This is a genomic window from Candidatus Chromulinivorax destructor (genome assembly GCF_003366055.1).
GTDB lineage: Bacteria > Babelota > Babeliae > Babelales > Chromulinivoraceae > Chromulinivorax > Chromulinivorax destructor.
Map to the genome: position 1 here is coordinate 202,964 of NZ_CP025544.1, position 25,005 is coordinate 227,968.

Annotated in this window: 20 protein-coding genes and 1 tRNA gene; 13 read left to right on the forward strand and 8 right to left on the reverse strand. The window is 33.8% G+C overall.

Going from position 1 to position 25,005, the window contains the following annotated elements; genetic code table 11:
- Window positions 1–24: 24 nt before the first annotated feature.
- A complete protein-coding gene (locus tag C0J27_RS00915) occupies window positions 25–2,184 on the reverse strand; it encodes a hypothetical protein (RefSeq protein ID WP_115585328.1) in 2,160 nt (719 codons plus the stop codon).
- Between the two features lie 227 nt (window positions 2,185–2,411).
- Here C0J27_RS00915 and C0J27_RS00920 point away from each other — a divergent pair, with 227 nt between their 5' ends.
- The 4 genes from C0J27_RS00920 (at window position 2,412) to C0J27_RS00935 (ending at window position 5,869) form a co-directional block, all read left to right on the forward strand.
- Complete coding sequence (locus C0J27_RS00920; protein ID WP_115585329.1) at window positions 2,412–2,720, forward strand: hypothetical protein; 309 nt, start codon at window positions 2,412–2,414, stop codon at window positions 2,718–2,720.
- Window positions 2,721–2,901: 181 nt separating this feature from the next.
- Window positions 2,902–3,276, forward strand: coding sequence for a cytidine deaminase (cdd, locus tag C0J27_RS00925; RefSeq protein ID WP_115585330.1), 375 nt, complete (start codon window positions 2,902–2,904; stop codon window positions 3,274–3,276).
- Between the two features lie 67 nt (window positions 3,277–3,343).
- Window positions 3,344–4,870: a family 1 glycosylhydrolase gene (locus C0J27_RS00930; RefSeq protein ID WP_162801705.1), complete on the forward strand. Its 1,527-nt coding sequence runs from the start codon at window positions 3,344–3,346 to the stop codon at window positions 4,868–4,870.
- Window positions 4,871–4,882: 12 nt separating this feature from the next.
- Window positions 4,883–5,869, forward strand: coding sequence for an alpha/beta hydrolase family protein (locus C0J27_RS00935; RefSeq protein ID WP_115585332.1), 987 nt, complete (start codon window positions 4,883–4,885; stop codon window positions 5,867–5,869).
- 81 nt (window positions 5,870–5,950) lie between these two features.
- Here C0J27_RS00935 and C0J27_RS00940 read toward each other — a convergent pair whose 3' ends face one another.
- Entirely contained in the window at window positions 5,951–7,330 is a 1,380-nt protein-coding gene (locus tag C0J27_RS00940; RefSeq protein ID WP_115585333.1) for an ankyrin repeat domain-containing protein, read from the reverse strand.
- A 389-nt stretch (window positions 7,331–7,719) separates the two neighbouring features.
- On the opposite strand from C0J27_RS00940, the gene C0J27_RS00945 reads away from it, so the two are divergent.
- From C0J27_RS00945 to dnaE, 9 genes are all read left to right on the forward strand, one after another.
- Window positions 7,720–8,886, forward strand: a complete 1,167-nt coding sequence (locus C0J27_RS00945) for a cation:dicarboxylate symporter family transporter (protein ID WP_115585334.1) — start codon at window positions 7,720–7,722, stop codon at window positions 8,884–8,886.
- A gap of 5 nt (window positions 8,887–8,891) precedes the next feature.
- Window positions 8,892–9,998, forward strand: coding sequence for a rod shape-determining protein RodA (rodA, locus tag C0J27_RS00950; RefSeq protein ID WP_115585335.1), 1,107 nt, complete (start codon window positions 8,892–8,894; stop codon window positions 9,996–9,998).
- 57 nt (window positions 9,999–10,055) lie between these two features.
- On the forward strand, window positions 10,056–11,141 hold the full coding sequence (locus tag C0J27_RS00955) for a PDDEXK nuclease domain-containing protein (RefSeq protein WP_115586200.1): 1,086 nt from the start codon (window positions 10,056–10,058) through the stop codon (window positions 11,139–11,141).
- A gap of 8 nt (window positions 11,142–11,149) precedes the next feature.
- Window positions 11,150–12,196, forward strand: a complete 1,047-nt coding sequence (gene ruvB / locus C0J27_RS00960; RefSeq protein ID WP_252120577.1) for a Holliday junction branch migration DNA helicase RuvB — start codon at window positions 11,150–11,152, stop codon at window positions 12,194–12,196.
- A 2-nt stretch (window positions 12,197–12,198) separates the two neighbouring features.
- On the forward strand, window positions 12,199–12,912 hold the full coding sequence (locus C0J27_RS00965) for a YebC/PmpR family DNA-binding transcriptional regulator (RefSeq protein WP_115585336.1): 714 nt from the start codon (window positions 12,199–12,201) through the stop codon (window positions 12,910–12,912).
- Between the two features lie 183 nt (window positions 12,913–13,095).
- Window positions 13,096–14,016 carry a YicC family protein gene (locus tag C0J27_RS00970; protein WP_162801706.1) on the forward strand — a complete coding sequence of 307 codons (921 nt, stop codon included), beginning with the start codon at window positions 13,096–13,098 and terminating at the stop codon, window positions 14,014–14,016.
- A 223-nt stretch (window positions 14,017–14,239) separates the two neighbouring features.
- Window positions 14,240–16,480: a hypothetical protein gene (locus C0J27_RS00975; protein ID WP_115585338.1), complete on the forward strand. Its 2,241-nt coding sequence runs from the start codon at window positions 14,240–14,242 to the stop codon at window positions 16,478–16,480.
- Between the two features lie 90 nt (window positions 16,481–16,570).
- The gene (locus tag C0J27_RS00980; protein ID WP_115585339.1) at window positions 16,571–17,260 is read left to right on the forward strand and encodes a hypothetical protein; all 690 of its coding nucleotides are present in this window, start codon (window positions 16,571–16,573) and stop codon (window positions 17,258–17,260) included.
- Between the two features lie 97 nt (window positions 17,261–17,357).
- Window positions 17,358–20,807 (forward strand): DNA polymerase III subunit alpha, encoded by a 3,450-nt coding sequence (gene dnaE / locus C0J27_RS00985; RefSeq protein ID WP_115585340.1) that lies wholly within the window; start codon window positions 17,358–17,360, stop codon window positions 20,805–20,807.
- Between the two features lie 235 nt (window positions 20,808–21,042).
- Here the strand turns inward: dnaE and C0J27_RS00995 are convergent, their stop codons facing one another.
- The 6 genes from C0J27_RS00995 to C0J27_RS01020 form a co-directional block, all read right to left on the reverse strand.
- Complete coding sequence (locus C0J27_RS00995; protein ID WP_115585342.1) at window positions 21,043–21,390, reverse strand: ASCH domain-containing protein; 348 nt, start codon at window positions 21,388–21,390, stop codon at window positions 21,043–21,045.
- A 228-nt stretch (window positions 21,391–21,618) separates the two neighbouring features.
- Window positions 21,619–22,269 carry a hypothetical protein gene (locus C0J27_RS01000; protein ID WP_115585343.1) on the reverse strand — a complete coding sequence of 217 codons (651 nt, stop codon included), beginning with the start codon at window positions 22,267–22,269 and terminating at the stop codon, window positions 21,619–21,621.
- Between the two features lie 195 nt (window positions 22,270–22,464).
- Window positions 22,465–22,539: transfer RNA gene (locus C0J27_RS01005), tRNA-Phe, on the reverse strand.
- Between the two features lie 444 nt (window positions 22,540–22,983).
- Window positions 22,984–23,862: a hypothetical protein gene (locus tag C0J27_RS01010; protein ID WP_115585344.1), complete on the reverse strand. Its 879-nt coding sequence runs from the start codon at window positions 23,860–23,862 to the stop codon at window positions 22,984–22,986.
- 15 nt (window positions 23,863–23,877) lie between these two features.
- Window positions 23,878–24,324: a hypothetical protein gene (locus C0J27_RS01015; RefSeq protein ID WP_115585345.1), complete on the reverse strand. Its 447-nt coding sequence runs from the start codon at window positions 24,322–24,324 to the stop codon at window positions 23,878–23,880.
- Complete coding sequence (locus C0J27_RS01020) at window positions 24,311–24,925, reverse strand: hypothetical protein (protein ID WP_115585346.1); 615 nt, start codon at window positions 24,923–24,925, stop codon at window positions 24,311–24,313. Before C0J27_RS01020 ends, C0J27_RS01015 begins: the two co-directional genes overlap by 14 nt.
- Window positions 24,926–25,005 lie beyond the last annotated feature (80 nt).

The following is a 25,005-nucleotide window of genomic DNA, read 5'->3' on the forward strand; positions in this document are numbered from 1 at the left end:
AAAAAAACAGTGAACAAAAAATTTTCACGCCTTTTTTAATGTTTTATAATCGATCAAGCATTGCAATAATATCTTTTGTATTTTTGCAACATCAGCAGAAATATTAATATCACAAGGCTGTTCATTAATTTTGTTAATTTTACATACATGTTCAAAATAACTTTGCATGAGATTTTCTAAAGGAGCATCATGCAAGCGATCAAATTTTAAAGTATCATGAGCTAAATGCTTTGCAAATTTATCATGATCGACACTATAAATAGATAATTTTTTTACGACTTTAGACAATGAGCGTTCAATGTCTTCTTGAGTTATAACATCTTCATACGAAAGCCAATATTGCAATTCATCGTGTAAAATATTTTTTATCTCGTTGAGATCTTGCTCATGTAAGTAACCTATATCACTGATCATAGGCAAAGGCTTTTCAAATAAAGGAAACGGCCCTTGTTTATCTTGCAAAGATTGAATCTGTTTAATTATCATAAATTCTTGAAGTTTAGCTCGACAAGATTCTTCATCTTTATACATCGAAATTACTTTTTCACTTAAATCATTAATTTTTTTTATAAATTCTCGTTGCAAACGATCTGGAACACCAACAGCCTGAGATCGAATTTTCAACTCTTGGATCTTACATTGTATTTGCGTTCTTTCTTGACGTAACCTATCAAACCTGTCTTTTGGATTTGATGATAAAATTTTAGATCGCAGATCAAGAATTTCCTTTTCTTTTGCAAACAAAAGTGATGTTAATTTATTATTGTCAGCAACATACATATATAAATTCTTATTTTGACGCTGTAACTGATCTCTCATATTTTTAATATTTTTTACAACACTTGGCCATAATGATACTGTATCTACAAATGGCAGTGAGAGTAATTTCATAAATAAAATCATAAAATCTGCAATACACTCTTCGTCAATGATATTATCGCACTCATCAAACAGATCAATATGAGTAAAATCATAACGAAGCATTGCTATTTTTAAATTATTTTCATGTATAGATCCTGAACTTTTTAAACGAGCTTCATAATTCATTCGTTCCAATGCAGCTGCCTGAGCACAAGCTTGGGCTGTAGATTGAGCAAGCAATCTATCTTCTTCTAACTGCGCGTTCTTTTTTTTGATTTCAGCTTCTTTTTTTGCAGCTTTTTTTAATTGAATCTTTGCTCGCTCTCTCGCTTTCTTTTCTAAATTCTGTTCATTTTTCAATTCAGAAACAGCTGTTGTTACGACATCATTTACAACTTGATTTGTCATCTTTGCAAGCTTTTTTTCGTAAGCCTTACGCGCTGCTTGCTTATCTACAACTTGTAAGCGTTCAACTTCTTGCTGCTTATTAGATGTTAATTGTTCATTGACAAGCTCATGCACCATTTCTTGAATTGTAGTATCAATAACAAGATTTGTAGCAAGAGCAGTCTGTTGATGCAATTGCGACGTATGTAAAAAAATTTTTTTTGCTACTTCAAGATTATTTTTAAGAGATTCTGTTCTATGCTTATTGCGTAATCGAGCTATGATCGCATGCCAATTTTTATCTACAACTTTTTCACGTTCTTTTTTCTTTTCAAATAAAAAATTTCGTTCATATTGCAATTCATGATAACGCTGCGCAGCTCTTTGTAATTGAGAATAATTATCGTAATGATTTTGATTCATCAACGAAATTGCATCACGCTGAGCAATACTACCTGCTAGATAATGCACCCCGCCAGAAACCAACGAATCTAACAATAATTTTTCGTAATAGGTAACTGAATCTTGCCATACCTTGCAATAAGGAGTTCGAGCTGACGCACCTCGAGCACGAATTAATTCAAATGCGACTCTTTTTATTTCTATAGGAAGCTGAGATTTTTCTTTGTAACATTCAATTTCGGGCTTATCAATGCAGTTTTGTATAATTTGACCACGAGCATTTAATGCATCTTGACAAATTGCTTGAGATTGATGAGACAACGACAATAAATCATCTTGTAACGCGTAATAATAGTTATAGTAACTATCAACACCATTATAAAGATCTTGTAATTCTTTATTTATTTGCTGTAAACCTTGAGTCTTTTTTTCATTTTCTACGTTATAGACTTGCAATCTATTCTCATTTATTTCAGCAGACTGACCTATGCATGACATGAGCATCAATACACAAGCCGTAATTCTTTTTTTCATAACAACCTTTAATTTTTAACTTACTATAGCTCAAGTTTACTTCAGATAGAATCGAATATCAATTAAGGTTAAAGCTTATAAACAAAAGTTAAAAAGGATGTACATGTCTCATTATCAATTGTAAATACACCTACATAATTGCAATCAGCTCTTGCCTAAGAGAAATGTTTTTGTATACTTTACTTATGAGGTGGCGCAAACAATTAATAAAAAAGAAAGAGACCATTATGAAAAAAATAGCATTATTTGCATTATTACTAATTACAGCACATCTTGCACAAGCAGCAAAAAGTGAATTCGTTCCTTATTACATGAAAAATGTAAATTCAGCAAACAGCAATGTTATAAAAACAAACCAAGCTAATTGTGGTGATGATAGCTGTGGTGATTGTAGCAACAGTAATGTTAATGCTCTAACAACAGTACAATACATTTCATTACAAGTTAAAGCTGATAACTATGCAAAACAAAATAGTTGTGGCGGTTGTGGTAATGACAATTGTGGCGATGATAGCATTGATTTGCCAATTAAATAGTAATTTTTATAAAAAAGCGGCTATGAAGTAATTTTCATAGCCGCTTTTTTGTCTTTCATACTAATACATGTTCATATACATTCATGCATTCATAAAATAAATAGCATTTTTTCCTTCTCAAGATAAACTCATATCGACGACACTTATATGTTTTTATCTTGTTTTTAAAGGAAAAAATAGTATGGAAAAACTGGTACAAAAAGCTTGTGAAATGCGTCAATTTGCACATGCACCACACTCTCATTTTCAAGTTGGAGCAGCTCTTTTAACGCAAGATGGAACTATTATTGGTGGTTGCAATATTGAATCTGATTCATACGGCTTAACAATTTGCGCAGAAAGAAATGCTATTTTTACAGCCTATGCACAAGGACATCGCAAATTTCAAGCGCTTTCAATTGCAATGAACAGCAACTCAACTCCTTGTGGCGCTTGCCGCCAAATTATTGTTGAACTATGCGGTAACATTCCCGTTTATATTGCTGATCTGACCGGCAGTATTGTAACATTTCAATCATATGACCTTTTGCCACACCATTTTACACTGACAACATAGTAATTATACAAAATATTGCATGGTATACTCTATAGATAACAATGCAGCCAATTATAAAAAGGTAATTATGAAGCATCAATCACTCAAAAAATCTCTTTTGATTTTATTATGTGCGCTTATTACTCAATCAAGAGTGCAAAGCTCTGATAGACACTCAGCTACACAAACAGTCATCATGACGGCTATTGTTGGTGCTACTGCCTATACAGCCTATAGCTATGTACATGCACCCGTAACTCCAACAATCAAAATCAAAAATGTTGCTCAAGAAAAATTAAACTTTCCATCAGATTTTGCCTGGGGAGTTTCAACATCAAGCACTCAGTGCGAACAAACAAATCATAATAACTGTTGGTCTCGTTCCTATCTTGACACCATAGAAAGCAAAAAAAATACGATAGCTCCAAACCATGCATGTAATAGCTGGACTCATTGGAAAGATGATATTGACAAAGCAATTCATCTTGGATGCACGAGCTACAGAATTTCTTTTGAATGGAGCCGCATACAACCAACTGAAGGAACTCTTGATCAAGACGCAATTAATCACTACGTTGAGATTGCCAAATATTGCCAAAAAAATAATATCCAACTTATGTGTTGTTTACACCATTATTCAGATCCTATTTGGTTTATGCATAAAGGTGGATTTGCAAAAGCAGAAAACATTACACTCTTTACTGACTACTGCCAAAAAATGTATGAAGCATTACAAGCTTATGTTCATCAATGGATTGTTATCAGTCAACCAGTTGCGTATGCTTTAAAAGGTTATAAAGTTGGCATGCAACCACCATTTTTAAAAGATTCAGGGTTAGAAACTACCGTTATGCTCAATATGTTCAATGCTCACATAGCAGTCTATGACATACTACACAATGCATTTAAAAATAACTCTATTGGCAAAAAGCCAGAAGTTGGACTCTGCCACCAAATCGTTCAGATGAAAGCTGCAAGCTCTTTTAATCCCTTAGAACAGCTTGTTGCAACGTTTGCAGATAGATTGTCAAACCAAACGTTACTCAGAACTTTTACTGACGGCCATTTTCAATCATTAATGCCAATGGTTGATATTGCATACTTGCCAGATGCGCCAGATAAATTTGATTTTTTCGCTCTCAGCTACTATTCACCCCTTGCATTTACCGGTATTACTCCAAACGGTCCTGCTTGCGATGAGCAATGTGCATCTCGTGATGCATTCAGAATTATTGACAAAGAAGGAATGTATGACGCAATTGTACAAGCATCAAAACTTGGTAAGCCAATCTATATCGTAGAAAATGGTATTAACCCAAAAAATGAAGAGCAACGCGAACTCTTGCTTAACTCATATCTATCTGCAATATCACAAGCAATTGCTGATGGGTACAATGTTCGTGGGTACATGCATTGGACGCTCATGAACAACTATGAGTGGTGTTATATTGACGAACAAGGAAATATTAATCAAAATAACCCTGATTTTGGATTATATCACAACAGAATTATCAATGATACGACAGGGCAACTGCACGCAGATCATGCAAATCACGATGCAATGTTAAAGCAAAGTGGCAAATATTATAAAAATATTATAGCAATGCAAAAATAGGAATTTAAAAACATGACACAACGTTCACTAAGAATGTTTATTATCTTTATCATGATAAGCAGTGCTGCATGTGCTCACCAACCAATAACTTTATTTTGTCATGGAATTGTCGATACCAGTAAACAAGCTGATCGATATACCAATGGTTTACAAGAACCAAAAAAATCTTTTGATTTTCCGGATGCAGCTATTCCAGAGGGATATAATCTTAATAATTTAATATTCACGGCGTGTAATTTTTTTGGTAAACCGGTTAATAGAAATGCAATGTATATGGGGCATGACCAAGATATTGTTACCTTAGAACAACAGATAAAACCTGATATAAACTACATTCTTTACGGTGTTTCTCGTGGAGGCTTTGCTGCAATTACCTATCTTGCAGAAAAAAATCCTGAAAATATTCAGGCTTTAATTATCGATTCAGCACCAGCAAATATCATCAGTGCTGTCGATGAATTTCAACATGCGATTGGATATAAATTTGCAGAAGATAAAAAAACTCAAGAATATGTTTTTAACTATCTCTTTCCTGCATATGTTATAAACAGCAAACCCTCGGTTGAAAATATTGCAAATATTACTAACAAAAATCTTCCAGTTTTTATTGTTCATGCAAAAACTGACACCCGTGTCCATATCAGGTCAGCGTGGCAATTGTATGTTGCATTTTTACAAGCTGGTTTTACCAGTGTGTACTTAATAGAGCTTGATCAAGGTAAGCATGCATATTATATGCAAGGACCTGATTCAGAAAAATACCTCCAGGCGCTTCATAGCTTTTATAAAAAGCACAACTTCAACTATGACTCTACCTTTGCAACAATTGATAATTTAGAAATTTTTCAGCCTGATATTGATGATATTTTAAAAAAAATAACTGCAGATAAACATGACATGCAAAAAAATTATGAACAGCAAAAAAGCTATAACGGTATCATACTTAGTTGTTTGACCATCGTTACTGCAGCAATCTTAATTGCTCAACGCAACCTATAATAGACACATATATACCAAATTGTTATTAAAAAAGCACGGTGCATACCGTGCTTTTTTAACTTTTCTATAAACTACATATTTTTATCTAAATAAAGCTTTTGTTTTAGAGGTTTTTGCAAAATCTTGTGCAATATGACCTTCTTGATCTTTTATAGTAGGATCTGCCCCTCCTGCTAACAATACTTTTGCTATTTTCCAATCATCGTTTTTAATAGCTTTATGCAAAAGAGTTTGTCCTTTTTTATTTTGAACATTTGGATTTGCTTGTGCATCGAGTAAAATTTTAATATTTTTTAAATTTCTAGATTTAATAGCACGATGTAATGGAGTAAATCCATACTGATCTGGCAAATTAACATCCGCTTCAAAATCAATTAGATTCTGTAGGATATCTTCGTTTTGATTTTCAATCGCTCTATGAATTGGCGATGCTCCATTTTTTTTATCTTGTATGTCTGGGTTAGCTCCTGCTTGCAATAAAAGATATGCAATATCTACATAATTTTTTTTAACAGCTTTATACAATGGTGTTAGATGAGAACGCGTTGTTAGATTAACATCTATATTTTCATTTGATAGCAATGCAATAACCATTGGTAAATTCATTTTTTTAACAGCTTTATACAAAGGAGTATACCCTTTATAATTTTGCATATTAATGTCAGCTCCAGCTTTAAGCAAAGCTAATGCTATATCAAAAGACCCATCTTCAACTGCAATGTACAATGCTGTTTCCTGTTTTTCTTTCGTTTGAATATTTAATGCAATATCTTTTTTTTCAAGCAAAATCTTGACTATCTCTAAATCTTGATTTTCGACTGCAGCAAGCAAAGCATTATGCCCATTACCATTTATGACATTAACATCAGCACCTTTTGTAATAAGCTCTTCAAATATTTTTAATAAGCCCTCATTAATTGCTAATAACAAAGGAGTGTCAATATCATCACTAAGTTCTGATGTATTTATATCAATATCAGGATGACTTAATAATAACCTAACCATCTCTAAATTTTCATTTTCAACTGCAGCATACAAAGGTGTCTTTCTTTCATTGTCCCAAATATTAGGATCAGCGTGGTGATGTATAAGCTCTTGAACAATGTCTACATAATTTTTTTCAACAGCAATTTTTAATGGCGTTAAACCGTCATTATTTTCTAAATCTACTGATGCATTATGATTAATTAATAACTTTACAACATCTAATTGGCCTTTTTCTGCAGCCATATACAATGGAGTATTGCTATCATCATCTGTTACATTGGCATCTGCACCTCTTTCAAGTAATGCTTGAATAAGTGATTTTTGATTTGTTGCAATAGCTCGTTGTAACGCATTGCGACCATCTTGGCCTACCTGATCTATCTTAGGAATAGTAATTTCTTGTGCTGTATAGGCAACAAATGTTGCCAAATGCAATACCAAAGTAAAAAATTTTATTGTTTTTATATAATTCATATAATTCTTTTTTTAATAATTTTTATAACATTTCATAATATCATTGTAGTAAAAAACTCAATATGAAATCAATATATAAAAATTAAACACAACACATACAACGTTTTTTTATCACCATTCACTCATAAAAACAAAATAATGAGCAGATCACGAAACTTATTGAAAAATATAGATTGACCCAAAGTATCAAGTTACTGTAATGCTTGTCCAGATGGATATATTTATTTGTATAGAACAGCAGTAACACAGAGTTAAAAACAAGTAAGACATTCATCTATCAAGAACTAATTTCGTAATAAATCAACAATATACATTCCAACAGAGATGCGTTAGACTTTTATCCTTATATTATAAAATAAAAGTCTAACAAACTCTTGATTGGATTGATTATGCTACAAAAAACGTCATTGCCCTTTAAACTATTGCTCATCCTTCTTTTTGTTGGCTTATTTGGCAACTTATTAAATGAAACTACCATTAACTTTTTTTATAGCATCAGTGTCATATTTAAAGAATGTTTAAGTTTTTTGCTTCCATTTATTGTATTCTCATTTATTACAACCGGTATTTTATCATTTAAAAAAAATGCCCCGCTTGTTCTTGGAATATTACTCAGCTGTGTTTTAGTTTCAAATGCTGTTGTAGCATTTTTCTCATACTTTGCGGGAATAACATTATTGCCGCTTCTTACCGTAAAAATTGATGCAACGCAGATGATTACAACAGAAAGCATGCAACCTATTTTTGCTATAACCCTTCCAAAATTATTATCATCTTTTCAAGCTATGCTTGCAGCTATTATTTGTGGAATGGGCCTTTCATTTTATCCTGTTCCAAACATTGAATCTGGAATTAAAAACCTCAAATCAATTATAGAGCTCATCATCAACTCACTTTTTATTCCAATTTTGCCATTGTATGTTTTAGGATTTTTGCTCGAAATTAACCACCAAGGTGTTTTTATGCAACTGTTTCAAACGTATGGAAAAACTTTTGCGCTGATTATTCTTTTACAATTCATCGTAATCTTTTGCATCTATCTGATTGCAGCTCAATTCAATCTAAAAAAAGCAGTGCATTATATTCAAGTTGCAATGCCTTCCTACTTAACAGCTTTTGGCACTATGTCCAGTACCGCAACAATTCCAGTTACGGTACAATGCGCAGAAAAAAATACTGGCAATTCAGCTTTATCTGCAATGGCAACACCAATTCTTGCAAACATTCACTTGCTTGGGGATGCAATTAGCACGCCGATGCTTGCACTGGTAACATTGTTTGTTTTTACTGGTGTTATGCCAGACGCTACAACATATTCAGTTTTTGTTTTGTTTTTCTGTGTCAACATGCTTGCCGCAGCAGGTGTTCCTGGCGGTGGCATTTTTGTTATGCATCCAATTCTTATCAGTATTCTTGGATTTAACGATGTGATGATTAGCATTATTACCACTCTGTATATTTTACAAGATGGACTTGGAACTGCAGGTAACGTCATGGGTGATGGCGCATTAATGATTATTATTAATAAAATTCTTAAACGCTTAAAGATCAGTTAACTATCATGCTATTTATTAGCAAACGATTTATTCGATATTTTGATTGGGTAAGCTTTTTACTTGTGCTTGCAATTTCAATCATGGGAATATTATTTGTATACAGCGCAACGTATCGACATTGCGCTGATATTTCTATCTTTTTTAAAAAACAATTTTTTGGACTGATCACTGGAATTCTCATCTATTTTTTCTGCAGTCTTCTTGACTATCGCACGGTCTGCAGAGTTGGATTTTTTCTCTACTATTTTTCCATTGGCATCCTGATTTTAACCATGATCAAAGGATCCATTGGCATGGGTGCTCAACGATGGATCGACGTCGGGCTGTTCAAATTCCAACCATCAGAACTGAGTAAGTTATTCTTTCCTATGTTTATAACCTACTATTTTTTAAACGATGACAAAATAACACAACCTCCACAAAAAGCTTTTATCATCCCATTTTTAATTATGCTCGTCAGTGCTGTTTTAATTTTAAAACAACCAGACCTTGGAACATGTTTAATCATTCTATTTTCTGGCTTAGTCATGTTCTGGTTTATTGGGTTATCACGAAAATTCTTTATAACGGTTGGTATTGTCATGGTCATATCAACACCAATATTATGGGAATGCTTAAAACCGTATCAAAAAAAACGAGTATTAGTTTTTCTAGGTTATGGTCAAATGCAAAAAGAACGTTATCAAATTGAACAATCTAAAATTGCAGTCGGATCTGGTGGCTTTTTAGGCAAAGGTTATTTGCAAGGAACCCAAAACAAATTGTCATTTTTACCTGAAAGTCGTACAGATTTTATTTTTTCGGTCATCTGTGAAGAAATTGGTCTTGCCGGAGCACTGTTTTTAATTTTATTATACTTAGCGCTCTTCTTGAGACTTTTTCTCATGATAAACAGTATATCCACCTTCTATCCGCAACTTCTCTGCCTTGGGCTGATCATGCATATCATATTTTCTACTATTATTAATATGGGAATGGTGCTTGATCTTTTGCCCGTCGTTGGAATTCCTTTGCCCTTTGTCAGCTATGGCATTACTCATTTATGGATTGGATTTGCAAGCTTAGGATGCATTAATAGCATTACCTCACAACGATATGTACATGATCTATAAAATCATTCTATACTTAGCTGGTCATATTGATATATGTTTTATACCGAAAGCAACTCTATGAAAAAAATTGTTAATGACATATCAAAGGTAGATCCTCAAGAGTACATTGTCACCTTACAAGATATTAAACATCATATTCAACAATCACAAATTGAAGCATTTACAGCAATAAATGTTGCATTAAATATGCGAAATTGGATGCTTGGTAAAATCATAACAGAAAAACAGCGTCAATATGCATGGGGTTCAAATTTTATAGATTTATTAGCAAAAGATCTTCAAAATATGTTTCCAGGTAATCAAGGATTTTCTAAAACAAATCTTTTTAGAATGAAAGCATTTTATGCAATGTACAATAGTTCCACAGCTGTGGAACTATTAGAAAAATCACCGATACTCACCATCCCATGGGGACATAATGCTATTATTTTAATAAAAATAAAAAATGAGAATGAAGCTTTATGGTATGCTCAACAATCAAAAGAGCATGGATGGAGTCGTAGCGCACTTGAGGACCACATCAAAAAAGATCTTTATAATCGCCAAGGCAAAGCTATAAATAACTTCAATCAAACACTTACACAATCTCATGCTCTTATAACACAACAAGCTTTTAAAGATCCGTATATTTTTGATTTTTTAACACTTGAAGATAATCATATTGAACAAGATCTTGAACGTGGCTTAATTGGCCACGTAGAAAAACTTTTACTTGAACTTGGTAAAGGGTTTGCTTTAGTTGCACGACAATACCATTTAGAAGTCGATGGCGATGATTATTATATCGACCTTCTTTTTTATCATACAAAATTAAAATGCTACATCGTTGTCGAGCTGAAAGCGCGAGCTTTTAATCCACGTGATGTTGGACAACTTAATTTTTATCTTTCTGCTGTCGATGCTTTAGTCCGCGATAAAGATGATAATCCAACCATTGGTCTGCTGCTATGCAAATCAAAAAAGAATTTCACGGCTGAATATGCACTTTCCGGTATTAATAAACCTATTGGCGTTGCAGAATATGCAACAGAAATTATGAAAAAACTTGAACAAGAATTTGAAAACAAACTTCCTACTATTGCCCAGATAGAAGCTGAATTAGAAAAAATAGAAGCTTTAGATATATTAAAAAATAAAAATTGAGCACACACATGGATAATAAATTTCCTCACAACTCGACAACCCCAATTAATTTGGTCATGCAAGATTCAAGCGATGAAAAACAGTATGAATTTATACCTTCCTCATTTGATGACTACATCGGCCAAGATAAACTCAAAGAAAAGCTGAAAGTCTACACCACTGCATGTAAAATGCGAAATGATCCCTTAGATCATATGTTGCTTTTTGGACCTCCTGGACTTGGTAAAACAACTTTATGCCAGATCATGGCGCAAGTTATGCAAGTAGATATTAAAATTTGCAGTGGTCCCATGCTTGAACGTACTGGTGACTTAGTTGCAATTTTGTCTAACCTTGATCCCCATGACATTTTGTTTATTGACGAAATTCATAGAACGCCAAGCAACATTGAAGAAGTTTTGTACTCAGCAATGGAACAGTTTAAAATTGATGTAATTATTGGCCAAGGAGCTGGTGCAAAAACCGTTACCCTGCCCTTGCAGCCATTTACTTTAATTGGCGCAACCACCAAAGTTGGGTCTATTTCTGCACCACTACGCAGCCGATTTGGTATTATTGAACATATTGATTTTTATTCCATGGAAGAACTCACGCAACTTATTTTACAAAATGCACAGTTCTTGCAAGTGACGATCGATCTTGCAGCTGCACAACTTATTGCAAAATGTTCACGAGGCACTCCTCGTGTTGCAAAAAAACTACTTCGCAGAATCAGAGACTTTGCCCAAGTAACCAATGATAATAAAGCTTCTATTGATCTTGTAGAAAAAGCAATGCAAGCACTTGGTATTGACAGTGATGGGCTGACAGCAATGGATAACTTGCTTTTAAGTAAAATTATTATGCATCACAATGGTACCGTTGGACTTGATACCCTAGCATCATTACTTGGTGAAGATAAAGAAACGATAGAAACCGTGTATGAACCGTATTTAATTCGACAAGGCTTCTTAGAAAAAACGCCAAAGGGTCGACAAATTCCGTACAAAAAGATACCCTATTTAAAGAAGAAGTATATAGGTCAAGAGGATCTTTTTTCCATGCAGGAGCAATAACAATGGCTGGTCATTCAAAATGGGCAAATATTAAACATAAAAAAGCTAAAGAAGATGCTAAACGTGGCCAAACGTTTACCAAAATTATTAAAGAAATCACCGTATGTGCTAAAGCTGGTGGCATTCCTGAAAACAACCCGCAATTGCGTCAATTAATAGAAAAAGCTAAAGAAGCAAACATGCCTGCGGAAAACATTATCCGTGCTGTTAAAAAAGGAACAGGCGAACTTCCGGGCGTCAACTATGAAGCTATCACCTACGAAGGTTATGGACCTGGTGGAACAGCATTAATTATCGAAGCTTTAACTGATAATAAAAATCGTACAGTTGCTGACTTACGCCATATTTTTGGACGTCATAACGGGAACTTGGCAGAAACTGGTTCAGTTAACTGGATGTTTGAAAAATTAGGAGTTATTCGCGGGAATGCTCAAGGCAAAAAAGAAGATGAAATCTTTGAAGCATTACTTGATTTTGATGTACAAGATCTTCAAATTGAAGATAATTTTGTTACGATTACAACATCAATGCAATCGATTCAGCAAGTAACTGAAGCCGTAAAAAATCTTGGCATTAAAGTTGAACATTCTGAACTTGAATGGGTTGCTAAAAATAACTTAGAAGTAACTGAAGAAATTGAAGAAAAAGCGTTTGCTCTTTTTGAAGCGTTAGAAGATAACGACGACGTTCAAAACGTTTACTCAAATTTAAATTAATAAAAAATAAAAAATACAGCCTACAGAGTAGCTATCACTTGATCTGCAAAAATGTTGAAGTACAAGCAACAACATAGTAAAAAGCGAATAAAAAATCGCACATGCACAAGTGATGCTCAATTCCAATTTTATTTTTGGATACAACGTAAGGCTTATTACAATGTTATGACAAGGAAAAAATATATGGTTTTAAGCATGACCGGTTTTGCAACATCAACGGCAGAAATAGCGCTAGCAAACAATAGCAAAATGATCCTGTCGCTGAGTATTAAATCATTAAACTCTCGTTTTTTTGAAATGACCTGTAAATTGCCTTCTATTTTATCTAATCTAGAAATACCAATTCAAAGAGTTTTACAAAAACAGTTACACCGTGGTCATATTTTTCTTCATATAAAAATAACAAACCAAGAAGCTTTGCAAGAATCAGTAACTCCATCAATTCATACTATTCAAAATTATTTAGATGCAATCGAAATAATTCAGAAAAAGTTTGATCTTCATGATAAAGTTACGTTATCTCAAATTTTGCAATTACCAAATGCATTGCAAAATGAAGAGGTTGAGCTCAATGAAGAAGTTGAAGCTGCAATTGTCAAGGCTGCGTACGATCTTTCAGTTCAGTTAATTCAAGCTCAACAAAAAGAAGGCGCTCTTCTTGCTCATGATATTAAGCAACAATTAACGAGCATGCAAAGTAAGATTGAAAAAATTCAAACACTTTCTATGCAGTTTATTAAAGAAAAAAAAGAAGCGCTTACTCATGTTATGAGCTTACTCTTAGCATTTCCTGCAGAACAGGAACAAAAAAGCCAAGAGCAATGTTTGCTTGAAGCAAAAAAGTCGACGCTGTTATATGAAATTGAAAAAATAGATATTAATGAAGAAACGGTCCGATTTAATTCTCATTTGATCAATCTTGCATCACAATTTGAAACAACTGAAACAGCAAAAGGTAAAAAAATCGATTTTATTATTCAAGAATTAAATCGAGAAATTAATACCATTGCTGCAAAATGCTCCCAAATCACCATCAGTAGTCTTGCAATCGACATTAAATCTGAATTAGAAAAAGCGCGTGAACAAGGACAAAATATAATTTAAATTTTGTTAATATAAACAATAAAAAAGACTTTCTTGTTATGAGAAAGTCTTTTTTTTGCTTAAAAAAAGTAGTACTGTCCGGACAATACTGTGTAAACCACTTTTTAAAATTTGATATTACACACAACCTTTAATTCAGGTTGTTTTTATACTGTTGCAAAATAACAAGCTTTTTTATAGAGTAATGACATTGTCTATTTCATCACTAAAAAAAGAGTGCGTTATGAAAAAAATTTTAACTTTATTACTACTTATAAGCTTGCCTGTCTATGCACGAGAAGAGCATGAAAATTCTTTAGATTTTTTAGATGAAACTAACTCAGATCTTTCAAATGAATATCGTGTTACTCAAGTTGCATCAACAAAACAAATTCCTTTGGTTAATTTTTCTAAACCATTAGTATTTAATCCAAATAACACACCAAGTCCGGCGCAACCAGCTCAAATTACTGATATCAAAAATTTACTTGTATACATTACAGGAACACATGAAAATGGTCCTTTTGGTTCAAGTAAAAATGCAATAACTCAGATTAATGCAATTAATAATAATAATATTGGTTTTGTTAACGTTATGAATTTAATTAATTTGCAAAATCTTATTGCAAATCAAATTAACAATAACCAAGGTAATGGCCCAAACACTATTAATCAAAACGCAGTTATTCAAAATAGCTTAGTACAAGGTGCTGCTCAACAAAGTGCTTCAACGCAAAGTGCTTCAGCTCAAGGAGGTGTTACAGGAACTAGCGCAATACAATTATCAATTAATCCAATTAATAGACCAAGTAATAATCAAATTACGAATCAAAATAACAATCAAAATAATGGTCAAAATAATTCGACAAACATAGCTCAAGTAACAAATCAAATTGGTAACAATTTTGCAAATTTAGCACCAAACCAAATTATTCATCAGATGGCAAGTCAATCTGCAAATTTTAACCAAATAGTAAGCCCAACACCGCAACAACTAGCGGCACAATTAATAAGCCAAACAAATGCTATAAGTGCTGCTGGAATTGCATCAAGCGCTTTGAATGGAAATAATTTTGGTGGTTTAATGAATACAAATTCATTAAACCAAATTTCATCACCACAAGCATCGATGGCAAGTAGTACTCAAGCACTGACTCAATCTGGAAATAATTCTACTCAAACGCCAGCTCAATCTGTAACTCATTTTACACAAACTTCCTCTGTAACTAATCCAAATCCATTTATTACTCTTAACAATCCAGTTTTAACACCAAAATCAGTTGTATGGAATAGCCCATTAATTATCAATGAATCAAATCATTTTTTTGATACCCAAAGCGTGGTAAAATTTGAAGAAAATGTTGTTTTCAACCCAGGTTCTACCTATACTTTTCCAGCTGATTACGTTAATTACCCTGCAGCTATTATTATTGGAAAAAGTAATATTACCATCGACCTGAATGGTTTCAATCTATCTCTTGACCCTAAGTCAGCATCAAACTTTGCAGTAAATCGACCTATTCATGGCATTTCGATTATGCCTGGAGTTCAAAACATAAAAATTATATCTTCAACAGAAAAAGGCCAAACCGGTACCATCAGCAATTTTTCTGGGTATGGAATCTATGGCAATGGTTTTAGTACACAATTTAATGCTGCCACTGCACAAACAACCTATAATATTCATGAAAGTCTTATACAAAACATATTTATAGAAAATATTTTAATCTACGGTAATCTTGGTGGTATATCACTAACAAACGTATTACAAATTATTATCAATTTCGTTGCAGTCAGCTACAGCTTTGGTAATCAAGATGTTTACGGCATTGTATTTAATAAAGTTTTTAATGGAGCTATTACCAATTCTAAAATTAACCAAAATTATTCTAACAAAGATGTTTTTGGTATTGCATTTATTGATACAATTAGTACGAGCATTACCAACTCTCTAATTGATAACAATCGATCCGTCCTTCAAAATGTAACTGGAGTTTTAATAAGATCATCTACTTTATCTTTATCTCGTAATAATAAAGTAGATAGTTGTAATATAGTTGGTAATACTTGTGCGAATGTTACAGGTATGCAAGTTATAGGAATTAATATTATAGGGACTGTTAATAACACTATCGGAAACTGCACCGTTGCGACAAATTTTTATGGTCCATCATTAAATCCACCTGCAACATCTGCAGAAACATATGGTATTAAACTTGATGGGACATTTCAAAATTCTATTGCTGATAATACCGTTGCATACCATGGGACCTGTGGAATTATTGACACGGCAACATTATCAAGCTCACTATTCATTCGAAATGTTGCTATTATGAATGAAATAAATTATTCTGCACAAGTTCAAGATGGAGTTACCGTTGGAGGGATTCCTCTTCCAACAACAATTGTCTATCCTGGTAATTTAACTGCTTACACTGGTAGTGGACCTCTGTGGCAAAATATTGATGTTCGCTTAACTCCTTAATCAATTAATTGCAATTAAAATAACTATTTTGCTACCATAATAAGCAGATACGTAAAGGTACGTATCTGCTTATTTATTGAAAGATATATCATGCACAAAAAAATTTTCTATTTGTTTTGTATCCTGACCTGTTTATCTTACACCTTCGTGTATTCAACAACACAAGTCACTTCAAATTTTACAAACAGCACCAATATTCCTGTTATATTTTTAAGCTATAGCGATACTCATGAGCAAGCAACCGAAAGAAAGATAGTAGAACCAAATCAAACAATAACAACTCATGTAACAGCTACATCAACCGTGCGATATGAAATTCAACCAGCTATACGACCACAAAAAATCAGTATGGGTACGGGTTCAAAAAATATTGTTTATAATCAAAAAACAGCTCAATTTGGACTACAAGCAGCAAGCCTCTCTCGTAAAAATAAAATTGATCCTTATCTTGCTGATACCTCAGTCATGCAACTTACGAACACAACTCCTTTTCCTATTACGATTTCTGTCGTTATCAAAGATGCTGGTCAAGTCACACCAACACTGGTTCCTGATGCTATTAAAAAAACTATGCTGACGCCTGATGCAATACCAGCACAAGCTTTGAATCAAACTCGCCTACCAGTTGGCGCATCCTACTCAACTGATGATCCAATAACTGGGGTTTTAGTATCGTGCGGTCTAAAAAAATATGTATCACAAGATATTCCATTAGCTCGTGTAAAAAATAAATATACTATTGTTCATGAATCTGGAAAATTAAAAACTGTTGCTGGATAACCATCACTTACATAAGCTTGCATGACAGATCTTACTTTTTCTTTAATTTGGCGTAAACTTATACTATATCTACAAATTCCTTACTTTTGCTAAATCCATGACCAAACATTTTACACATCTTCACGTCCATACGGAATACTCATTGCTTGATGGTGCAATTAATTTAGAAGAATTAGTTAACCATGCCAAACAGCAAAATTTAAAAGCTCTTGCTATTACCGATCATGGTAATATTTTTGGTGCGGTAAAATTCTTCCAGTTGTGTAAAAAAGCTGGTATTAAACCTATTTTGGGTATGGAAGCATACATCACCGAAAATGTAGAATCAAAAACAGTTGATAATAAATATTATCATACCATCTTGCTTGTCCAAAACGAGACTGGTTACAAAAATTTATGTAAATTAATTTCGTTTTCATACCAACAAGGTTTTTATTTTAAACCTCGTATCGACTACGAACAACTCGAAAAATATTCTGAAGGTCTTATCGTCACCTCAGCTTGCCTTGGGGGAAACCTTAACCGATTGCTCCAGTCTGATCAAAAAGATAAAGCAATTGAGCTGATTGAGTGGCATTTAAGAATCTTTGGTAAAGATCGCTACTACTTAGAAATTCAGCCAGAAGATCAAGATGAACAAAGAATTTATAACGAACAGTTGTATGAACTTTCGGCAATCACCGGAGCTCCGCTTGTTGCTGCAACAGATTGTCACTACTTAACACTTGATGATCATGAAGCGCACGAGATTATGCTTGCCCTACAAACAGGTAAAAAATGGGATGACCCGACACGTTTTACGTTTGGCGACTGCCGAGCATATATGCGTTCAGAAGCAGAAATGCTTGAAATATTTAAAGGTCGAGAACAGGCTGTTTACAACACCGGCGTTATTGCTGATATGTGCAACTTTGAATTTGTGACCGATAAACTGTTTTTCCCCGCATTTAAAATTCCTGATAACAAAACTGACGTACAATATTTCCAAGAATTGTGCTTACAAGGTCTTGAAAAACTCATTGCCAACAAGCGAATCAACGCTGAAAAAAAAGAGATGTATCTTGAGCGATTACACTTAGAAATGAAACTCATTATCAACATGGGTTTTGTTGGGTACTTCTTAATTGTAAGTGACTTTATTATGTGGACGCGTGCACAAGATATTCCTGTGGGGCCTGGTCGGGGTTCTGCTGCAGGTGCGTTAGTTGCGTGGTGTTTAGAAATTACCAACATTGATCCGCTAGAATACAATCTGCTTTTTGAGCGATTTTTAAATCCTGAGCGAGTCTCGATGCCCGATATCGATATCGATTTCTGTATAGAAGGTCGTGAAACGGTTATTAATCATATTAAAGATCAGTACGGTCATGACAAAGTATGCCAAATTATCACTTTTGGTACCATGATGGCAAAAGGTGTTATTAAGGACGTTGCACGCGTACTTGGCATGTCGTTTGAAGATTCTAATATGATCACCTCGTTAATTCCTGAACAACTCAAGATTACGCTCCATGAAGCTTTAGAATTAGAACCTCGCTTGCAAGAGTTGGTTAACTCTAACCCTGCTATTAAACATCTTTTTGACGTTGCGTTTCGGCTTGAAGGCATCACTCGTCACGCATCAAAACATGCTGCAGGTATTGTGATCACACCGTTACCGGTCGAAGAGATGCTTCCTGTCTACATTCCACCAAAAACCAATGAACTTGTAGCGCAGTATGCAATGACCGAGCTAGAATCGATTGGCTTTTTAAAGATCGATCTTTTAGGACTTAAAAACTTAACTTTGATTAAAAAAGCGGTAAATTTAATCAAAAAAAATCATGGTGTGCACCTTAATATTGATTTACTACCCCTTGATGATAAAAAAACTTATGAACTGGTCCAAGCCGGTAAGACATCGGGGGTATTTCAACTTGAATCAAGCGGATTAAAAGATGTTTTACGAAAATTAAAGCCATCGAATTTTGAAGATATTATTGCGGTAACAGCGTTGTACCGACCAGGACCATTGGGTTCGGGCATGGTCGACGATTTTATTTTGCGAAAACATGGTAAGCAAAAGATCGAATATCTATTTCCTGAACTAGAACCTGTCCTTGCAGAGACCTACGGGGTTATTGTCTACCAAGAACAGGTTATGAAAATTGCTTCGACGATTGCAGGTTACTCTCTTGGAGAGTCAGATATTTTACGTCGTGCAATGGGTAAGAAAAAAGCTGATGTGATGGCTGAACAAAAAATATTGTTTGTTCAAAAAGCAAAAGAACGTTCATTTAAAGTTGATCGCGCAGAAAAACTTTTTGACCTTATGGCATACTTTGCTGGCTATGGTTTTAACAAATCTCACTCTGCTGCCTATGCAATGATCGCTTTTCAGACTGCATACTTAAAAGCAAACTACCCTGCTGAATTTGCAGCATCATTAATTTCACTTGAATCGACCAATGCTGAAAAAATGTCGTTTTATCTAAAAGAAGCTCACGACATGGGGCTTGCTATATTGCCACCAAATGTGAACGAATCAATCATCGATTTTAACGTCGTCAACGGGCAAATATTATTCGGTTTACAAGGTATTAAAAACATTGGGCATGTTTCACTTGATAATATTATTGCACAACGTGAAAAAGACGGTCCATTTAAAGACCTATTAGATTTTTGCATGAGAATTGATTTACGAACTTCCAACAAACGGGTTCTTGAGAATTTAATTTGCGCTGGAGCTTTTGATACCCTACCAGGAACGCGAACTCAAAAATTTAATGAGCTCTCCCAAGTTATTGATCATGCAATTGAACGTAAAAAGAGAAAAGAAACAGGACAGATGTCGATGTTTAGCATGGACACTGATAACGATCTGCATGAATTTTACCAGTATCAGCCGACCAAAGAATGGACAGAAAAAGAAAAATTAGAAAAAGAAAAAGAAGTTTTAGGTTTTTATATCAGCTCGCATCCGTTAAGTAACTATAGCAATCCTATTGCCTGGTTAAATACACAAGAAATTCTTGATATTCAACAAAAGTATCAAAATAGTCCTCCTGGACAAACTGAGCCAATTGTTATGATCTGTGGTTTACTTACCAGCAAGAAGATCATCACCACAAAAAAAGGTGATCGCATGGCATTTTTACAAGTTGATGATTTACAGTCAAGCGCTGAAATTATTGTATTTCCACGTTTGTTTGCAAAAATTGAACCTTTTTTGAATGATCATTCAATTTTTATTATTAAAGGTGCGCTTGATACCATGAGCACGGCAACGTGTAAAATATTAGCAAATGAAGTATGCCCAATTGATCTGTTTTTTGAAAAATGGCCGAATGTTGAAAATGTTACCTTAATTTTACCTGCAGACTTTGACATAGCAACGGTAAAATCTATTAAAGAAAAATTAACACAGGGCAAAACACCAATTCAGATCATCTTTAAAGAGCATGATAAAGTTATGATTCTGAAAAGTAGTAAAAAGTTTGCTTTATCATTAGATCTACTCAATGAATTTGCAATCGATCATGGCATTAAAGTTAAAATCAGCTGTTAAAAACTGGAGTTATATCAAGTAGAGTTATAGCCTTGGCTGTGTGAACCAAATTTAAAAGTTGCGTACAATCCTACGATATCGCTTCGCTCATCTCCGGAAACAGTGGTGGCAGCGGCCACGTTACGCTTTTTTAGTTTAAAAGATAGTGCATCAGGCCCACTGGCCTGCAAATTCCCGGAGTTTTCATAAAAAACGTAGGGTAAATTCTTTAAAGTAAAAATTTGGTTCACTCAACCTAGAGATTCTTTTGAATTGTAATAGCTAAAGCTCCCACTTTTTTAACGCCCTCACGATAGCCTTCAAAGTTTTCATACAGATTAACACCCTCATCTAAAGAGGTTACCCCAGGTAACATATTTTCAAGACCTTCATGAATCAACATCTCTTTAAAGTTTGCATACACATGAATTGAGGCAACCGTACAGATAATTGTTTCATGGGTATCAATAGAACTAAAATTTATCTGCATGCCTGGTCTTAGATCTTTAAACTTATGACTGTTTAATCGCCCTTCAACCGTTTTAAGTCCTGATTTTATTGCATCAAAATAACATTGTCTTAACGATAGCTTGAGCATAGGCATAAACTCCGTCACTGTTTAAATTTAAAGCTATTAAAATTTAAAAATAGATTTTTAATTTTTTATAAAATTTTTGATATATAAACACATTCAGCTATTTTGCTCATATTTTTTTGTATTGAAAAAAGCGATATACGGCCGCTGCCGTCAAGTTTCTCGAGATTTTGTGATAACAAAATCGTAGGCAGCTTTTTAATTGTATAAACTTTCAACAACTATGGCATAGACTCTTTATGCTTCAAGCAAAAAATTTTGCGCTTTTGCATACAATATTTCATGAGAGACTTTAAGTTTTGCCATAAACTTACTGAGCTGACAATGTTTTTCGTGCTGAATATACAACTGCAAAGCTTTAAAAAGATACTGTTCAATAGCTTGATTATATTGATCGTGAAATAACAGAGCAAAGAATGTATAGCCATAAAGCTCTGCCATAAAAAGATCATGATGAGTTTGTTGGTACAGAGCAAGACGATCAACCACAAGCTCAAAATGATTGGTAGCAATTGCTAAAAGTGCATACCGATAAAATGTATACAAAATTTTTGTTTGATCAGCTATAAGCGTATACAGATCAAGCAACATTGTTAACTGACTGATATCTTCTTTAATAGTTGTACTTTGCTCACAAACTGCAATTGCTTTATAATAATCACCACGTTGTTTATACATATGTGCAGCAAGCATGTATCGATCGATTGCTTTATAATCATGAAAAGATATCAGTATATCTGCTTCCAATTGATGAGCAAATGCTTCATCTTGAATTGAATGCATTAATAATTTATACATCATTAATGCACGCTCTTTTTCACCTCTAGATACGAAGTCTGCCAATTTAAACCAAGCAATATTATATGATCCTGATGACAACAGCTTCATTGGCTCTATCCTTTTCATGCAATACACAACGTTCTAGATACATTAACGGTATATTAAAATATTGCTTATTTTAATCAAAAATAAATGTAATGAAAAGAACTAAATTAATATAGGGAAGAAAAGAAAAAAAGCATCACTTACAAAATGTATTTGACGCTTACATAAATCTAAAATAGAAGATTGATTTGAAGAAAATGGTGCCCAGAGATGGAATCGAACCACCGACACTCTGCTCTTCAGGCAGATGCTCTACCACTGAGCTACCTGGGCTACTTTTTTTGAAAGAACTGATCAGAACTGATCAAGTACATGATATAGAATACCAGGTCATACAATATTGTCAACAATCATATAAAAAATAATATTTTTAAAAGTAGAACTTCTTCAAAATCTAAACTAATTACATACACCTACGATTTCGCTATCGCTCCATCTCACGAAACAGTGGTGGCGGCGGCCACGTTACGCTTTTTTAATGAAAAACTATGTCAATCTATGCAAAAAACGAAGCAAACTTTGAGAAATTAAACTTGGCTAAGATTTAAAACGAGTGCATCAGGCTCACTGGCCTGCAAATTTCAGGAGTTTTCATAGAAAACCTAGGGTAAATCTTCATCGTAAAAATTTGGTTTACTCAACCTAGGACTTTCAAAGAAGTCTCGTATGAACTGTGCTTGGCATATAAAAATAATTGAGCACAGCCCACAGAGTGTATTAAACTTTAAAATTTTCTAGCTCAGCTATCATAACTTTATCAAAAGATTCTATGTGTTCATTAATATTTGGGTAATAAAATTCACCTTTTTCTTCTATTTGAGCAGCAGCCCAGTTGGTATGATTATTATAATTTTCATGAATTGGCTGGAACTGATCATGCACTCTTGCAACCATAGCTTCATGCTTTTTTATAAATTCAGGAGTTATGACTTTATCATCAAAAGATGTACAATCTTTTATAGCTCTCTCTACTTTTTGTGATCGTAATTTTTGCTGAACAAGAGCTGCTGTCGCTAGCAAATAATTTAACGACATCCCAGTCGCAAACATTTCCAGATTATAATATTGATACATAAACATAGCACAAACAGGCACTCCAACACACGGTGCTGCGCCTATATCAAAACCACCTTCTATAGCTTTTAGGTTTTTATAATCAGTATTCCATCTGTGTAAAGACCAGTGAGCACGTACAAGATTATTCATAGCTTTTTTATTTTCTGGCTGCCACGTAACGGTTTTTAAATCCTTAAGTGTATTTTGCTGTAATTCATGACCAAAACGAACTACTCTATCTGCATCACATGAGCTTTCATGAAATGCTTGCAATCCTGCATACATAGGAGCTGCTAGCAATGCAGGAATCACACTACATGCCGTCGTTGAAACAACTACATCAGTTGTACAATCTAATAAAGTTTGATCACTACCTATAACAGATACGGTACTGCCAAGACACCCAATAAATCCGCCTGCTGAAGCTATCGATATAGTTTTATCAATCGCTTTACTTTTTAGGATTGAACGCACCATGCCATGCATGTTATTACACGATATCACCATAAACAAGCAGATCACAATTAATTTTTTATTCATACAAGCTTTCGTAGATTAATTATTTTTTTTATAAGGACATGCAACATAATCCCCATTCGTAGTTTTATCCCATATCAATTTTTTAACAAACTCATCTGCTCTATGATTTCCATGTATCATTTCTTCAATGATAATTTTTTTAGACATTTGACATGAATAGGTGGAAGATAATTTTTCAAATCGAGATCTCTGCCACATTATATACGCAATATTTTGGCTATTATATTTACTAGGATTATCTTTATGAATAGCTGTATAAGTTTTTAAATCATGCTGTAATGTATTCATGTAATCATGAGCTAATGATGGATCTTCAAAAAACTTAATGACGCTATCGGTCATCTTCTCACAACATGATAATTCATGCATACTTTGTAACGATTTTGTTGCTAAAAACACAACGACGACTAAAGATATTTTTTTAATTTTTTTTATCACATTCATACTATTATTTTTTGTCATTATAATCTTTCCTACTATTTTTTTCATCTACACAATTAACCACTTCTTGACTAATATCGCGCCAAAGACGTTTGTCTTTATCTGTCATCTTATTTAAATAATGTTGTCTATACAAAGCATGTTGAATCTGTCTTTCTGCCGACGTGGTATCATACATCCATTTTCTACGCAGATAACGAGCCAAAACATAGTCCTTCTTACTATATTCATCCATAACTGTGGGTGTATGTAAAATCCAGTATTGAACAGCTGTATCCTTAACATGCTTATCTTGCTTGATTTCATCTGCTATTATTTCTTTTACCGTCTGATAATCATGATGTTCATATAACTCTTGAAATCGTGTCATCTCCCATAAAATATACGCACACTCTTCAGCACGATATCTACTGGTACGCTTTTCATAATAGCGATAAGCATTGTCCAATTTGTCATGTAAATCTTCAATATGTGCAGCTGCAAATGATGGATCTTGCTGATTGTGCTGTACGGTATTTTCTTGCTGACAAAGACATGATGGTTTCATAGCATCATGTTGCCAGGTAGCTACCAATATACCTATAAATAGAGAAATATAACTCCATTTCTTTCTAAAAATCATATCCAAAAATCTTTCAATATCAGCTTTGTTGTATGCATACCCACCTAACTTATCTTCAATACTATTGTAACGAGATTTAT